At 68.4% G+C, this 14,933-nt stretch carries 12 protein-coding genes; 8 read left to right on the top strand and 4 right to left on the bottom strand.

The annotated features are described in order from the left end of the window. Window positions 1-51: 51 nt before the first annotated feature. Window positions 52-1,224 carry a pyridoxal phosphate-dependent aminotransferase gene (locus tag K307_RS30765; protein WP_042884734.1) on the top strand — a complete coding sequence of 391 codons (1,173 nt, stop codon included), beginning with the start codon at window positions 52-54 and terminating at the stop codon, window positions 1,222-1,224. Window positions 1,225-1,385: 161 nt separating this feature from the next. On the opposite strand, the gene K307_RS30760 is transcribed toward K307_RS30765, so the two are convergent. After that, on the bottom strand, window positions 1,386-2,027 hold the full coding sequence (locus K307_RS30760) for a glutathione S-transferase (RefSeq protein WP_042884732.1): 642 nt from the start codon (window positions 2,025-2,027) through the stop codon (window positions 1,386-1,388). 193 nt (window positions 2,028-2,220) lie between these two features. Here K307_RS30760 and K307_RS30755 point away from each other — a divergent pair, with 193 nt between their 5' ends. From K307_RS30755 to K307_RS30740, 4 genes are all read left to right on the top strand, one after another. Then, complete coding sequence (locus tag K307_RS30755; protein ID WP_042884730.1) at window positions 2,221-3,744, top strand: 3-hydroxyacyl-CoA dehydrogenase; 1,524 nt, start codon at window positions 2,221-2,223, stop codon at window positions 3,742-3,744. 32 nt (window positions 3,745-3,776) lie between these two features. Continuing rightward, window positions 3,777-4,556, top strand: coding sequence for an oxepin-CoA hydrolase, alternative type (locus tag K307_RS30750; RefSeq protein ID WP_042884728.1), 780 nt, complete (start codon window positions 3,777-3,779; stop codon window positions 4,554-4,556). A gap of 111 nt (window positions 4,557-4,667) precedes the next feature. Next, window positions 4,668-5,393, top strand: coding sequence for a histidine phosphatase family protein (locus K307_RS30745; RefSeq protein ID WP_042884726.1), 726 nt, complete (start codon window positions 4,668-4,670; stop codon window positions 5,391-5,393). 60 nt (window positions 5,394-5,453) lie between these two features. Next, window positions 5,454-6,530: a phosphotransferase gene (locus tag K307_RS30740; protein ID WP_042884724.1), complete on the top strand. Its 1,077-nt coding sequence runs from the start codon at window positions 5,454-5,456 to the stop codon at window positions 6,528-6,530. Between the two features lie 81 nt (window positions 6,531-6,611). On the opposite strand, the gene ggt is transcribed toward K307_RS30740, so the two are convergent. Then, window positions 6,612-8,342 (bottom strand): gamma-glutamyltransferase, encoded by a 1,731-nt coding sequence (gene ggt / locus K307_RS30735; protein ID WP_419187187.1) that lies wholly within the window; start codon window positions 8,340-8,342, stop codon window positions 6,612-6,614. Between the two features lie 359 nt (window positions 8,343-8,701). On the opposite strand from ggt, the gene K307_RS30730 reads away from it, so the two are divergent. The 3 genes from K307_RS30730 to K307_RS30720 all read left to right on the top strand — a co-directional run bounded on the left by K307_RS30730 (window position 8,702) and on the right by K307_RS30720 (window position 12,421). Beyond that, window positions 8,702-10,453 carry a vWA domain-containing protein gene (locus K307_RS30730; RefSeq protein WP_051975228.1) on the top strand — a complete coding sequence of 584 codons (1,752 nt, stop codon included), beginning with the start codon at window positions 8,702-8,704 and terminating at the stop codon, window positions 10,451-10,453. A gap of 79 nt (window positions 10,454-10,532) precedes the next feature. Continuing rightward, entirely contained in the window at window positions 10,533-11,174 is a 642-nt protein-coding gene (locus K307_RS30725) for a sigma-70 family RNA polymerase sigma factor (RefSeq protein WP_042884722.1), read from the top strand. Next, window positions 11,171-12,421 carry a hypothetical protein gene (locus K307_RS30720; RefSeq protein WP_042884719.1) on the top strand — a complete coding sequence of 417 codons (1,251 nt, stop codon included), beginning with the start codon at window positions 11,171-11,173 and terminating at the stop codon, window positions 12,419-12,421. Before K307_RS30725 ends, K307_RS30720 begins: the two co-directional genes overlap by 4 nt. Before the next feature lie 47 nt (window positions 12,422-12,468). Here K307_RS30720 and K307_RS30715 read toward each other — a convergent pair whose 3' ends face one another. Together K307_RS30715 and K307_RS30710 are read right to left on the bottom strand one after the other, a co-directional pair. Beyond that, the gene (locus K307_RS30715; protein ID WP_042884717.1) at window positions 12,469-13,644 is read right to left on the bottom strand and encodes a CAP domain-containing protein; all 1,176 of its coding nucleotides are present in this window, start codon (window positions 13,642-13,644) and stop codon (window positions 12,469-12,471) included. Window positions 13,645-13,903: 259 nt separating this feature from the next. Beyond that, the gene (locus K307_RS30710; protein WP_042884714.1) at window positions 13,904-14,842 is read right to left on the bottom strand and encodes a LysR family transcriptional regulator; all 939 of its coding nucleotides are present in this window, start codon (window positions 14,840-14,842) and stop codon (window positions 13,904-13,906) included. Between the last annotated feature and the right edge of the window lie 91 nt (window positions 14,843-14,933).

Here is a 14,933-nt window from a genome sequence, read left to right as displayed (position 1 = left end):
CGGCGTGCGCCGGGCAGTTCCCCATATCACCCGCATCGACACGCTCGCAACATGTCCGCAGACACCACGCTCGCTCCCCTGACCCCGCCGCCCTCGCGCCTGCCCGCCGTCGGCACCACCATCTTTACCGTGATGTCGGCGCTCGCCACCGAGAAGAACGCCGTCAACCTGGGCCAGGGCTTCCCGGACTTCGACTGCGACCCGAAGATCATCGATGCCGTGACCGCGGCGATGCGCGCCGGCCATAACCAGTACCCGCCGATGGCGGGCGTGCCGCGCCTGCGCCAGGCCATCGCCGCCAAGATCGCCAACCTGTACGGCCACCAGTACAGCTGGGACACCGAGATCACCGTCACCGCCGGCGCCACCCAGGGCATCCTGACCACCATCCTGTGCGCCGTGCACCCGGGCGACGAGGTCATCGTGCTCGAGCCCTGCTATGACAGCTACCTGCCCGCGATCGAACTGGCCGGCGCCACCGCGGTGCCGGTCACGCTGGAAGCGCCCGGGTTCCGCGTGCCGTTCGACAAGCTGGCCGCCGCGATCACACCGCGCACGCGCATGATCCTCATCAACACGCCTCACAACCCGACCGGCACGATCTGGCGCGCGGGCGACATGGACAAGCTCGCGCAGATCCTGGCCGGCACCGACATCCTGCTGCTGTCGGACGAGGTCTATGAGCACATGGTCTACGACGGCCAGGAGCATGCCTCGGCGTCGCGCCACCCCGGGCTGGCGCGCCGCAGCTTCGTGATCTCCAGCTTCGGCAAGACCTACCACGTGACCGGCTGGAAGGTCGGCTATGTGGCCGCGCCCGTGGCGCTGATGGCCGAATTCCGCAAGGTCCACCAGTTCAACGTTTTCACCGTGAACACGCCGGTGCAGCACGGGCTGGCCGACTATATGGCCGACCCGGCGCCGTACCTGCAGCTCTCGGCGTTCTACCAGGCCAAGCGCGATTTCTTCCGCGCCGGGCTGGCCAATACGCGCTTCAAGCTGCTGCCGTCGGACGGCACTTACTTCCAGTGCGTCGATTACTCGGCCATTTCCGATCTGAGCGAAGCCGACTTTGCGATGTGGCTGACGCGCGAGATCGGCGTAGCGGCGATTCCGGTGTCGGCGTTCTACACGCAGCCGCGTGAATCGGGCGTGGTGCGGTTCTGTTTTGCGAAGAAGGAAGAGACGTTGGCGTTGGCGCTGGAGCGGTTGGGGAAGCTGTAAGAAGGAAAACAGAAACGCCCGCTGAGAGTCGCGGGCGTTTTTACGCTCAGCCGGCCTTCGCACGCCGGCGGTTTGCTCCCTCTCCCGCAAGCGGGAGAGGGAGCACTCAAGCGGCAACTCCAGGCTCGTTGGCAGCGAGTCTCGCAGAGCCCCGCCGCTTATTACTTGCTCCTGCTCAGCATCAACTCGGTATTGGCCTTGCGGTCGGCATTGACCTTCTGCACCGTCTCGCGCTGCGACAGCGTCTTCAGGTAGTCCTTGACCGGCAGGTCCGCCAGCAGGTCGGTGCCGTAGATGATCTTGGTGCACGACGACACCAGCGGCAGGTGCACCGCAGCAGCACAATCGGCCAGCGTGAAGCTGTCGCCTGCGATATACGGCGAGAACCTGGCCAGCTTGGCGAACGCAGGGATATAGCGGTTCAGCAGTTTACGCTGGCGCTCCTTGACGTTGTCGCTGACCTTGCCGCCGAAGAAGGCCTCGGGGTACAGCTCGCGCGCGGTCAGCTCTAGGTACAGCTCCATGAAGGTGACGATCTCGCGCACCTTGCCGGCTTGCAGGGGATCTTGCGGCAGCAGCGGCTTCTGCGGATAAGCCGCTTCCAGGTACTCGACGATGACTTCCGACTCGCACAATGAGCCGGATTCGGTGATGATGTAGGGCACCTTGCCCGCCGGCGACGCTGCCAAATCGGTTTCACCGATCCATGCCAGTACCTCTTCGAACGGAACCTCCTTTTCCAGCAGCGCCAGCTTCACTTTGTTGTAGTAGTTGCTGGCGGCAAAACCGCAGAGCTTCAGCATGTCGTCTCTCTCCGTTGTTGGAATGGTCGCCCGCAGTGCAGATCCCGCAGGTGTGTGGGCGATTGTGGACCATCCGGAGCCTGCAGTGTCCGGTCTGGCCGATCAGCGCACGCCGCCTGCCCTGCCCATCTGTTCGGGAAGGTGCAAAAAACGTACGATCGTGCTAATTTAACCACAACTTTTGGGACGAACGATGAGCACTTTCACCATCGACACGCTGGGCATCGTCGGTACCGGCGCCATGGGCCGCGGCATCGCGCAGATCGCCGCGCAGGCAGGCCTCACCGTCAACCTGTACGACGCCAACCCGCAGGCGGTCGCCGCGGCGCGGCAGTACCTGCAGGATACGCTGGGCAAGCTGGCCGACAAGGGCAAGATCAGCGCCGCCGACGCCGAGGCCACGCTGGCCCGCGTCAAGCCCTGCGGCGCGCTGGAAGACCTGGCCGGCTGCGACATGGTGCTGGAAGCCATCGTCGAGAAGCTGGAGGTCAAGCGCGACCTGATCGCCAAGCTCGAAGCCGTGCTGCGCGAAGACGCCATCATCGCCTCGAACACGTCCTCGCTGTCGATCACCGCGATCGCCGTGGGTTCGAAGCAGCCGGGCCGCATCGCCGGCTATCACTTCTTCAACCCGGTGCCGCTGATGAAGGTGGTCGAGGTCATCGACGGCCTGTCGGGCAACCCGGCGGTGGGCGACGCGCTGATGGCGCTGTCGCGCCGCATGGGCCATACGCCGGTGCGCTGCAAGGACATGCCGGGCTTTATCGTCAACCATGCCGGCCGCGGCATGAATATCGAAGGCCTGAAGGTCGCGCAGGAAGGCGTGGCCGAGTTTGCCGACATCGACAACATCATGCGCGAGCAGGCCGGCTTCCGCATGGGGCCGTTCGAGCTGATGGACCTGACCGGGCTGGACGTGTCGCACCCGGTGATGGAATCGATCTACAACCAGTTCTACCAGGAACCGCGCTACCGCCCATCGCCGATCACCGCGATCCGCTCGGTCGGGGGGCTGGTCGGCCGCAAGGCTGGCGCTGGTTTCTATTCGTACGCCGATGGCCAGAAGCAAGTGCCGGCCGCCGCCGTGGTGCCGTCCGCGCGCCCGTCGAGCGTGTGGGTGAGCCACGCCAGCGAGCGCGGCCATGCCATGGTGACCAGGCTGCTGGGTGCGCTGGGCGTGACCCCGGAAGGCGGCAACAAGCCCTCGGCCGACGCACTGATCATCGTGACGCCGCTGGGCCTGGACGCCACCACCAGCGCGCTGCAACAGGGCCTGGACCCGGCCCGTACCGTCGCCATCGACACGCTGTTGCCGTTCGAGGCCACCAAGCGCCGCACGCTGATGACCACGCCGGCCACCAGCGCCGCCGCGCGTGATGCCGCGCACGGCCTGTTCGCCAGCGACGGCGTGCCGGTCACGGTAATCCGCGACTCGGCCGGCTTTGTCGCACAGCGCGTGCTCTGCTGCATCATCAATATCGCCAGCGATATCGCGCAGCAGCGCATCGCCACGCCGGCCGACATCGACCTGGCCGTCAACCTGGGTCTGGGCTATCCCAAGGGCCCGCTGGCACTGGGCGACGCGGTCGGCCCGCAGCTGGTGCTGGAGACGCTGCGCAATATGGAAGCGCTCACCGGCGACATGCGCTACCGCCCGAGCCCGTGGCTGTGGCGCCGTGCCGGCCTGGGCCTGTCGCTGCTGGCCGAAGAGCAGTAAGCCCACCCGCCCCCACTCAGCGAGACCGCCACATGCCCGCACAGCTGCTATCCGAACGCGTCGATTCGACGCTGGTGCTGACCATTTCGAACCCCGAGGCACGCAATGCGCTGCACCCGGATATCTATGCGGCATCGAAAGCGGCGCTGGAACAGGCCGCCGCGGATGACTCAGTGCGCGCGGTCATCTTCACCGGTGCCGACGGCATGTTCTGCGCGGGCGGCAACCTGAACCGGCTGCTGGGCAACCGCAGCCAGCCGCCCGAAGTGCAGGCCGCCAGCATCGAGGTGCTGAACGGGTGGATCCAGTCGCTGCACGCCTTTCCCAAGCCGATCATCGCGGCAGTGGAAGGCGCGGCCGCCGGCGCGGGCTTCTCGGTGGTGCTGGCGTGCGATTTCGTGGTTGCTGCCAGCGATGCCAAGTTCGTGATGGCCTACGTCTCGGTCGGGCTGACGCCGGATGGCGGCGGCTCGTACGAGCTGGCGCGCGCACTGCCGCGCCAGCTCGCAAGCGAACTGATGATGGAAGGCAAGCCGGTCAACGCCGAGCGGCTGGCGCAGTTCGGGCTGGTCAACCGCGTCACGCCGCCGGGCGAGGCGCTGGCCGAGGCATTGCGCCTGGCGCAGGGCATCGCGAAGCAATCGCCGCATGCGGTGGGCCGCATCAAGAGCCTGATCAACCATGCGGGCACGGCCTCGCTCGCCGAACACCTGGTGGCCGAGCGCGACAGCTTCGTGGCCGCGCTGCATCACCCCGATGGCGGCGAAGGCATCAGCGCCTTCCTGGCGAAGCGCAAGCCGCAATATCGCTGATCATCCCGGCTGATCATCCCGGCTGATCATCCCGGCTGATCACCCCGCCGCTCATCATTACGGCCAGCCCGCGACAGACGGCCATGCCGCCACAAAGCAAGGAGACAACGCATGGAATTGCCGCCGTCCTCGCGTCGCCGCATCTACCTGATGCGGCATGGCGCCGTCTCTTACTTCGATGAGGCCGGGCGCCCCGCGCTGCCCGAGATGGTGCCGCTCAACGAGACCGGCCGCATGCAGGCCACCGCCGCCGGCCGCGCCTTTGCCGCCGAACAGATCCGCTTCGACCGAGTGATTGTCAGCGGCCTGCCCCGCACCGTCGAGACGGCTGAGCGCGTGCTGGCCATACTGCCCGGGATGGACGACGTGGTGCCGGAAGTCTGGCCCGCGCTGCAGGAGATCCGCGGCGGCGACCTGTCCGCGATCGCCGACCAGGACCTGCGCGACGCCTTCGTCGGCGCCTTCGAAGGCGAAGTCCCGGAAGACAAGCGCTTCCTCAACGGCGAGACCATTGGCCAGTTCCTCGACCGCGTGCTGCCCGCGCTGGAGCGCCTGCGCGCCGATCCCGACTGGGACACGGTGCTGATGGTACTGCACGGCGGCACCAACCGCGCCATCCTGTCGCAGGCGATCACCTGCGGGCGGCGCGTGTTCTTCGGCTCGCTGCTGCAGACCGCGGGCTGCATCAACGTGCTCGACATGGGCGACGACCCGCTCGACTGGGTGGTGCGCATGACCAACTACTCGCCACCCACGCCCGTTCACAGCGGCACGCGCCACACCACCATGGAAGTGCTGCTGCACCAGTATTTGCGCGGACGCCAGCCGCAGGGCTGAGCGCGCCGCGAGATGGATCGAATTCCAACCGATGCCGAACAGAAAACCAACGGAGACAGCATGACGAGCAACGTATCGCACTTCGAGGGCACGCGCCCGGTGGCGGACCAGCAGCGCTTCGACACCGACGCGCTGGAAGCCTGGATGCGCCAGCACGTGGAGGGCTTTGCCGGCCCGCTGACCGTGGAGCAGTTCAAGGGCGGCCAGTCCAACCCGACCTTCAAGCTGGTCACGCCGGGCCAGACCTACGTGATGCGCGCCAAGCCCGGCCCCAAGAGCAAGCTGCTGCCGTCGGCGCACGCGATCGAGCGCGAGTACCGCGTGATGGCCGCGCTCGCGGGCAGCGACGTGCCGGTGGCGCGCATGTACGCGCTGTGCGAGGACGAGTCCGTGATCGGCCGCGCCTTCTACATCATGGAGTTCGTCGCCGGCCGCGTGCTGTGGGACCAGTCGCTGCCCGGCATGAGCGCTTCCGAGCGCAGCGCCATCTACGACGAGATGAACCGTGTCATCGCGGCGCTGCATACGGTCGACTACAACGCCATCGGGCTGGGCGACTACGGCAAGCCGGGCAACTACTTCCAGCGCCAGATCGAGCGCTGGTCCAAGCAATACAAGCTGTCAGAGACCGAATCGATCCCGGCCATGGACGCGCTGATTGACTGGCTGCCGCAGCATATCCCGCAGGAAGACGCCGACCTGACCTCGATCGTGCACGGCGACTACCGGCTCGATAACCTGATGTTCCACCCCACCGAGCCGCGCGTGCTGGCGGTGCTGGATTGGGAACTGTCCACGCTGGGGCACCCGATGGCCGACTTCAGCTACCACTGCATGAGCTGGCATATCGCGCCGGGGCAGTTCCGCGGCATCGCCGGGCTGGACTTCGCTGCGCTGGGCATTCCGGACGAAGCGGCGTACCGCCGCCTGTACGAGCAGCGCACCGGCCGGCCGATCACCGGCGACTGGAACTTCTATCTCGCCTTCAGCATGTTCCGCATCGCCGGCATCCTGCAGGGGATCATGAAGCGCGTGGTGGATGGCACTGCGTCGTCGGCGCAGGCGCTGGACGCCGGCAAGCGTGCGCGGCCGATGGCGGAGATGGGGTGGGAGTATGCGCAGAAGGCGAAGGGCTGATACTGGCTGATTGTTTGCTCCCCTCTCCCGCTTGCGGGAGAGGGGAGCAAACCGGCGGGACAGCACCCGCTAGCGCCTGCCTCAATCCCCCAGCGCCACCCCTTCCCGCCGCGGATCCGCACCACCGGCCCATACCGCCTTCCCGTCAGGCCCTTGCTTGCGCATGATCGCCTGCGTGCCGCTGGTCATCTCGATCTCCGCCACCTGGTGGCCGCGCTGCTGCAGCGCCTGCACCAGGCCCGGCGACACCAGCCCCTTCTCCACCTCGGTCGGGCCATTGCGGCTGCCGAAGTTGCCCATGCCGATCGCCGCCTGCACGTCCATGTTCCAGTCGAGCATGCCGACCAGCGTCTTGGAGACGTACTCGATGATCTGCGAGCCGCCCGGCGAACCGACCGTGGCGACCAGCTGACCGGTCTGGCGGTCGAACACCAGCGTCGGCGCCATCGACGAGCGCGGGCGCTTGCCCGGCTGCACGCGGTTGGCGACCGGTTTGCCGTTCTCGCTCGGCGCGAAGGAGAAGTCGGTGAGCTGGTTGTTCAGCATGAAGCCGCGCACCATCAGGTGCGAGCCGAAGTACGACTCGATGGTGGTGGTCATCGATATCGCCCCGCCGCGGTCATCGACGGCGACGATCTGCGAGGTGGAAACGCGCGGCGGCGAACGGTCGGGTGCATAGGACACCGCGGTGCCGGGCGGCACGCCCGGCTGGGCCTTGCCCATGCTCTTGTCGCCGATCAGCTCTGCGCGCGAGGCCAGGTAGGACGGGTTGACCAGGCCCGCCACATTGACCGGCACGAACTCGGCATCGGCCACGTACAGGCCGCGGTCGGCGTAGGCCAGGCGGTCGGCTTCGGAGATCGCGTGGACGGCGTCAGGGTTGGCTTCCATCACCGCCGGCGTGTTCACGCCTTGCGGCTTGAGCGCAGCCAGCGCGTACTTGGGATTCTTTGTCTCCAGCGCCTGCAGCGTGCCAAGGATCTGCGCGATTGCGATGCCGCCTGACGACGGCGGCGGCATGCCGCAGATCTTCCAGCGCTTGTAGTCGGTGCAGACCGGCTCGCGCTCCTTGGCCTTGTAGTTGCGCAGGTCCGCCAGCGACAGCGAGCCGGCGTTGGCGCTGCCGTTCACCTTGGCGACGATGTCCTGCGCGATCGGGCCGCTGTACAGCACGCCGGCGCCGCGCCGGGCAACATCGCGCAGTGTCTGCGCCAGCTTCGGGTTCTTCACCACGGTGCCGGCCGGCTTGGGCTTGCCCTGCGCATCGAGGAAGTAGGCGGCCATCTCGGGCGAATTGGCCAGGAACTTGTCGGCGGCCACCTGCGTGTACAGCCGCTCCGAGATCGGGAAGCCCTTCTCCGCCAGCGCGATGGCGGGCTCGAACAATTTGGCCCACGGCAGGCGGCCGTGCTGGCGATGCGCCATCTCCAGCGCGCGCATCACGCCCGGCGTGCCGACCGAGCGGCCGCCGATCTGCGCTTCGCTGAATTCCATCGGCTTGCCGTCAGGCCGCAGGAACAGGTTCTCGGTGGCGCCGGCCGGGGCCGTCTCGCGCCCGTCGAAGGCCTGCACGCGCTTGCCGTCCCAGTACATGATGAAGGCACCGCCGCCAATGCCGGTTGCCTGCGGCTCGACCAGCGTCAGAACGGCCTGCATGGCGATGGCGGCGTCGATGGCCGAGCCGCCCTGGCGCAGGATGGTGCGCCCTGCCTCGGTCGCGAGCGGATTGGCGGCGGCGGCCATGTGGCGCTGCGCGTAGGCCGTCGACATGCCGGGGCGGTAGCCGGAAGAGACTTCCGGGGCCGGCGGCATGGCAGGTGGAGGCGTAGTCGCGGCCGGGGCGGCGGCCGGCGCGGCCGGGGCGGTCGCCCCCCGCCTTGCGTACCACAAGCACCGAGCAGCGCCATCAGGGCAAGGGCCAGCGCGCCGCGCCAGACCATCGAAGAGGGGTCAAGGTGAGCCATGCGATATCTCCGGGGGAAGGATCAAGGGATTGTAGTGGCGATCGGGGCATCCGGGGGTGCGGGAAAGTCTGAATCGCGCCACCTGGGGGCAGTCGCGCGCCAGCGCAGAAAAATTCTTAGCCGCCTTAACCCCGAACGCGCGCCTCCCCCGTTTCATCGACAGGCCGTCATGCCGGCGTCCCGCCCGCGGCCCCCAAGGAGAACAACATGCAACTTCGCGTACCGGTCGTTTCCACCGTCGGCGCCCGGCGTGGCCGGGCCGCCGCCGCCATCTGCGCCGCCGCACTGGCGCTGTCGGCCTGCGGCGCCCGTTCGCCGTCGGTTTCCCAGGATGTGTCCCAGCCAGTCCCGCCGACGGAGGCCCAGGCCCCGGCCGTGCCTGCGCCACCGTCGCCGGCCTATGTGCCTTCGGCCAACGCCATCAAGGCCGCGCCGGCCGCCGAAATGCACGCCCGTGCCGCCATGGCGCCGCGGCCGTACTATGTGCCTCCGCCTCCGGCGGAAGACCGCGAGCGCTACGGCGCCATCGACGAGAACGGGGTCAAACTGGTGGCGCAGGCACCGGTGTCAACTTTCAGCATCGATGTCGATACCGGCAGCTACAGCAATATGCGCCGCCTGCTCAATGCCGGGCGCCTGCCGCCTGCCGACGCGGTGCGGGTTGAGGAGCTGCTGAACTACTTCCCCTATGACTACGCCCAGCCCGCCGATGGGCGACCATTCGCCGTGCATACGGCGCTGGCGCCCGCGCCATGGCATCCCGCCAACGTGCTGCTGCGCATCGGCATCAAGGGCAAGGACATGGCCAGCGGCGCGCTGCCGGCCGCCAACCTGGTGTTCCTGGTGGATGTGTCCGGCTCGATGAATTCGCCCGACAAGCTGCCGCTGCTGAAGTCCTCGCTCAAGCTGCTGGTGAACAAGCTGCGCCCGCAGGACCGCATCACGCTGGTCACCTACGCCAGTGGCACGCGCGTGGCGCTGCCGCCCACGCCGGGCAGCGACAGGGCCACCATCAGCGCCGCCATCGACCAGCTGGTGGCAGGCGGCAGCACCGCCGGCGCCAGCGGGATCGCACTGGCCTACCAGGCCGCGCAGCAGAGCTATATCGCCGGTGGCATCAACCGCGTGCTGCTGGCCACCGACGGCGACTTCAACGTGGGTGTGACGGACTTCAGGCAGCTGAAGAGCATGGTTGAAGAGAAGCGCAAGTCGGGCGTATCGCTGTCCACGCTCGGCTTCGGCACCGGCAACTACAACGAGCAACTGATGGAGCAGCTGGCCGATGCCGGCGACGGTGCGTACTCGTATATCGATAACCTGATGGAAGGCAACAAGGTGCTGGTCAGCGAGATGAGTTCCACGCTGGCCACTATCGCGCGCGACGTGAAGATCCAGGTGGAATTCAACCCGGCCACGGTGAAGGAATATCGGCTGATCGGCTATGAGAACCGCATGCTGGCGCGCGAAGACTTCAACAATGACAAGGTCGATGCCGGCGACATCGGCGCGGGCCATACCGTGACCGCGCTGTACGAATTGACGCTGGCGGGCCAGCCGGGGCTGGTCGATCCGCTGCGCTACCAGCAGCCCGCACCGGCGCCCGGGCGCGACGGCGAGCTGGCGCACGTCAAGCTGCGCTACAAGCTGCCCACGGCCAGCACCAGCCTGCTGATGGATGTCACCGTCGCCCGCCAGGCCATCCGACCGCTGGCGCAAGGCGATGACGACTTCCGCTTCGCCGCGGCCGTGGCCGGCTTCGGCCAGGCGCTGCGCGGCGGCAAGTTTACCGGTACGTGGGGCTACGCCGATGCCCGCGCGCTGGCGCAGGGCGCGCGCGGCGCCGACCGCTTCGGCTACCGCGGCGAGTTCCTCAAGCTCGTGGACCTGACGCAGAGCCTGGCCACGGCCGCTCCCGTCGGCACGACCGGAGAAGGATTGCCCGAGCGTGCGGCACGCTGACACCACGTCGCCCCGCGAGGCACCGGGAGGCGGGGCGACGACCTGTCGCGCCGCCTCCGCCTCTCCTATACTCGGGCGCATGCAGGCATCCGAGCCCCCACCCGAGCCCCCTTCTCCCGCAAGCCACCCGTCCGGCGACGCGCTCGCCGCGCTGCCCGACCACGACCTGATGCTGCTGGTGGCCGGCGGCATCATCGAGCAGCCCGTCACCGAGCTGTTCCGCCGCCACAATGCCGGCCTCTACAACTATGTGGCGTGGCTGTGCCAGGGCAACAGCGGCGAAGCGGAAGACATTGCACAGAAGGCCTGGGTCAAGCTGATGACCCGCTGCGGCGACTACCAGCCCACCGCGGCGTTCCGCACCTTCCTGTTCCAGATCGCGCGCAATACCTGGCTCGACCAGGTGCGCAGCGCCGATGCGCGCCAACGTGAGTCGCAGGATGAGCAGCCGTTGGAGATACCCGCCGACGACCTCTCGCCCGAAGCCGAACTGCAGCTGCGCCAGCACGCGCACCACGTGCATCGCGCGCTGCTGCACTTGCCGGTGGCGCAGCGCGAAGTGGTGGTGCTGCGCTTCTTCAGCGATATGAGCGTCGAAGATATCGCGCTGATGCTGGGCGAGAAATTCGAGACGGTGAAGAGCCGGCTGCGCTATGCGTTCGCGCACCTGCGCGGCGAGCTGGCCGGCAGCGTGCCGGGATCGCAGGAGACGCGGTCGTGAGCGCGGTGGATCGATTTATCGATGGCGAGGATCGGCTCTCGGCGTTGCTGAAGCGCCTGCCGGCCTACGCGCCATCGGACGCGCTGGAAGCGTCCGTGCGCGCAGCCGCGCGCACAGCACAGGAGGAAGCCGATCGGCTTCGGAGCAGTGCGGCGCCGCTACCCTTCCCCGCACCGCCAACGCTTGCCGCGGCGGTGTTGCAGGAAGCCGCGCGCGTGCAGGCGGCACAGGCGGCACGGCGCGACGCATTGCTGGGCCGCGTTGCGGCGGGCCAGCCGGCAGCCGAGGTACTCGGCGCACCGGTCAGCGCCGCCACGCACGACTGGCTTGCCGCGCAAGCTCAGGCCAACGCGGCCGCGCAGCAGGCCGCGCAGGCACGCACCTCGCGCGCCGTGCGCGCACGCCAGTGGTGGCGTTCGTTGGGACTGGCCGCCAGCGTCGCGGCGGTAGCGGGGCTCACGACCAGCATCGTGCTGCGGCAGATCGACGATGGCGCGCTGCTGCCGGCGACCACACGCGAGATGTCCGCACCGGCACCAGCGCCCGCTGCCGACAGCGCGGCTGGTCCCGCAACGGAAGCCGCGCCGGAAGCCGCACCGGAAGCCGCAGCCGCGGCGCCGGCAAGCCCGGCACCGCCAGCCGTGAAAGCCGCCCCACCCCCGCAGCGCGAGCAACAGCGTCCCGCCGCGAACGAAGACAAGCGCAGCCGCGCGCCGGGCGAACGCAGCGCACCGCGCGAATCCGCCAGGGACAGCGAGCCCGCGGCGCGAGCCAGTGAAGGCCTCTCTGCCCACGCGCCGGCGATCACGGCGTCACCGCCAGCCCTGCCCATGCCGTCAGCGCCCGCTTACTCGGCCATGGCGGAAGCCGCACCGCCTGCTCCACCCGCTGCCGCAGCCCCGGCCTCGCCTCCACCACCGGCGGCCGCACCGCAGGCCAATTTCGCCCGCAAGGCCGCACCGCCGATGGCGGCCGCACGCGAGCGCGCAGCCGCGTCCGCTGCGCTAGCCATGACCGTGTCGACACAGGACGACCCCGCCACGACGGCGGCGCGCCTGGGCACACTGACCCCGCTCAGGCTGTGGGCAGCCGAGCCGGACAATACGGAAATTCGGGAATGGGCAGAACGGCTCTGGCAGTCGCTGCCGGCGGGACAACGCCCGCCGGTGCCATTTGCCGTGCAGGCCGACCGCACGCTGGCGCCGGGTCAGGTGCGCATCGAACTGCAACACCGCGCGCCGCAATGAGCGCGCCGGTGCGTGATCGCTGACGTGTGAAGGTCAGCGCGCGAAGGTCAGCGCGTGGTGAACGACCAACTCAGGTCAACCGGCTGCGAACCCAGCCGGCCGGTGACGCGCACGGTGTAGCGCTGCTGGCTGGCCAGCGGCGCCACCGGCGTGCAGATCGCCAGGCCGCGCGCGGCGCTGGACAAGCCCGACGAACGGCTGTCGACCTTGACGCAGTTGACGTTGTTGCCCTGCGCATCGGTGATGGCGAAGTTGTCAGCATCGAACTGCAGCGAGGTGTTGATCGCCTGCAGCGACACCGGGTAGCCCACGGTCTTGCCCTCGTAGCCCGGCGCCGGGTTGGGGCTTTCCGTATTGACCCAGCTGGCCGGCACGTCGGCCTGGCCGTTGAACGGGTAGGCCACCATCTGGTTGTCGCTGCCGCCCTTGGAGGCGTCGGCAAGGTCGATGGTCTGGTAGTAGGTGGCCGCGGTGCCGCTGCCGTTCGGGCCCACGCTCTCGGCAAAGCCGCTGCCGGCCGAGCCGTAGCTGCCCAGCAGCGCGGCGCGGTGGAACGGCGCATTGACCAGGTCGGAGACCAGCGCGTCCTTGGGCGACATCGACAGCTGCGCATTGGCCACCGAGGTCCAGCGGTTGGCGCCGGCCACGACTTCGGCGGTGGCGTTGGTCGGGTAGGCGGCCTGGATACGCTCGTTCGGGCTAGCGCCGGTGTAGCCCGGCCGGCCGCTGATTTCGTCGTGCGTCAGCGTGTTGTTGGCTAGCATGTAGGCGGTGTGGTTCTGCGCGACCGTGTTGAGCCCATCGCGCGCGGCCAGCGGCGGCAGGCCTACCTGCTCGCGGCGATAGTTGGCGTAGCACAGGCCGGCGGTACGCGGCTCTTCCAGCACGCGGTAATTGCTGACCGCATTGCCGCGTGCCGGCAGCAGCGTGATGCCACTGCCCGCGGCGGGCGCCGGTGCGGCACCGCTGACGGTATAGCAGGCGCCCGCCGTGGTGGAAGTCGAACCGGTCTGGCCGCCCGTCGGCGCGCCCTGCCCCGCTGCCTGCGTGGAGCCTTGTGGAGAGCCCGCCGAGGTGCCGGCATTCCCGCCATCGCCACCGCCGCCACAGGCGGACAGCGCCAGCGTGGCAGCGGCGCAAAGGGTGGTCAGGGCGAGCGTGGTGCGCCGCGCGCGTCGCGGCAGAGTCTCTTGGCAATCAGCAAGCAAGCGTGTCCCGGTCATCGGTCTGAATCGTCGTGGTAGTCGGAGGAAGAAGACTGCCCGGAGGATCCGCCGAGGCGGACGCCGGCGAGACAACCTGCGCAAACCCATGGAACGAGGCTTGCGGCGGAGGTGCCGGGGGCAGAAAGACCGGTCGATGGTATTGGCGTGAATCGCGAGGGTCTACCCTGCGAACAATTGCTTACGTGTGACCCGCGCGCGGCGCACCGGAGCGTCGCATCCGGCGCCTGGCGCCGGCTGCCGGCGTACGCTGGAGCGCTCAGGCAGCGCTCGTCACATCCGTAGTGCCGCCGCCAAGTGACGCCATCACCGCCATCAGCTGCTCCCGCAGCCAGCGGTTGGCGCCGTCGTTTTCGCCGCCCGCGTGCCAGTACAGGTGCAGTTCGAGCGTCGGCACCTTGAACGGCAGCGACAGCAGGCGGTTCGCATAGGGCTCATTGGCGATACGCGCATAGCGCAGCGGCAGTGTGGCCAGCAGGTCGGTGCAGCTGACCACCCGGCACGCGGCGGCGTAATGCTGGCAGCGCAGGCGCACGCGGCGCGTCAGGCCCATGCGGTGCAGCGCCTGGTCTTCCAGTCCGGCGCCGCGGCGGCGCGACGAGACATGCACATGCTCGGCCGCCAGGTAGCGCTCGAGCGTTAGCTCTTTCTTGACCAGCGGATGATCGCGCCGCGCCAGCACCACCATCGGGTCAGCCATGAACGGCGCGTGGTGGATGGCGGGCGACACCGGCAGCAGGATGTCGATGGCGGCATCGATGGTGCCGGCCAGCAACTCGGATTCCATCTCGCGCCGGTCAAAGCGGATCGCAGCGATCTCCACATGCGGCGCCACCGCAGTCACGCGCGCCATCAGCGGCGGCAACAGCGTGGATTCCAGCGCGTCGCGCATGCCGATGGTGAAGCGCCGCACGGTGTTGGTGGGGTCGAAGTGCGGCGTGTCCTGCAGCGTACGGGCGAACGACTGCAGCGCGGTGCGCACCTCGGCCGCCAGCGAGCGTGCCAGCGGCGTGGGCGCCATGCCCTGGCCGCGCCGCTCGAACAGCGGGTCATCGAACAGCGTGCGCAGCCGACCCAGCGCATGGCTGACCGCCGGCTGCGTCAGGTTGAGCTGGCGCGCGGCCGCGGTGATGCTGCCTTCGCTGTAGATGGCGTCGAACACCACGAAGAGATTGAGGTCGATGCGGGAGAGCTGCATGCGTGGATTCTGTCACGGAATGCAGGGAATTGATACTGGCAAATCCAGAAAATTCATTTTTCTAATTACCGGCTTTCAGATAGAGTGCATT

The sequence above is a fragment of the Cupriavidus necator A5-1 genome (assembly GCF_000744095.1).
GTDB classification, from domain to species: Bacteria; Pseudomonadota; Gammaproteobacteria; order Burkholderiales; family Burkholderiaceae; genus Cupriavidus; species Cupriavidus necator_A.
This window is presented reverse-complemented; position numbering and strand designations above follow the sequence as displayed.

What these genes read in the sequence shown, in the direction of transcription:
- K307_RS30765 (WP_042884734.1), top strand. Translation starts at nt 52, where the DNA reads ATGTCCGCAGACACCACGCTCGCTCCCCTGACCCCGCCGCCCTCGCGC.
- K307_RS30760 (WP_042884732.1), bottom strand. Translation starts at nt 2,027, where the DNA reads ATGCTGAAGCTCTGCGGTTTTGCCGCCAGCAACTACTACAACAAAGTG.
- K307_RS30755 (WP_042884730.1), top strand. Translation starts at nt 2,221, where the DNA reads ATGAGCACTTTCACCATCGACACGCTGGGCATCGTCGGTACCGGCGCC.
- K307_RS30750 (WP_042884728.1), top strand. Translation starts at nt 3,777, where the DNA reads ATGCCCGCACAGCTGCTATCCGAACGCGTCGATTCGACGCTGGTGCTG.
- K307_RS30745 (WP_042884726.1), top strand. Translation starts at nt 4,668, where the DNA reads ATGGAATTGCCGCCGTCCTCGCGTCGCCGCATCTACCTGATGCGGCAT.
- K307_RS30740 (WP_042884724.1), top strand. Translation starts at nt 5,454, where the DNA reads ATGACGAGCAACGTATCGCACTTCGAGGGCACGCGCCCGGTGGCGGAC.
- ggt (WP_419187187.1), bottom strand. Translation starts at nt 8,342, where the DNA reads ATGCCGCCGGCCCCGGAAGTCTCTTCCGGCTACCGCCCCGGCATGTCG.
- K307_RS30730 (WP_051975228.1), top strand. Translation starts at nt 8,702, where the DNA reads ATGCAACTTCGCGTACCGGTCGTTTCCACCGTCGGCGCCCGGCGTGGC.
- K307_RS30725 (WP_042884722.1), top strand. Translation starts at nt 10,533, where the DNA reads ATGCAGGCATCCGAGCCCCCACCCGAGCCCCCTTCTCCCGCAAGCCAC.
- K307_RS30715 (WP_042884717.1), bottom strand. Translation starts at nt 13,644, where the DNA reads ATGACCGGGACACGCTTGCTTGCTGATTGCCAAGAGACTCTGCCGCGA.
- K307_RS30710 (WP_042884714.1), bottom strand. Translation starts at nt 14,842, where the DNA reads ATGCAGCTCTCCCGCATCGACCTCAATCTCTTCGTGGTGTTCGACGCC.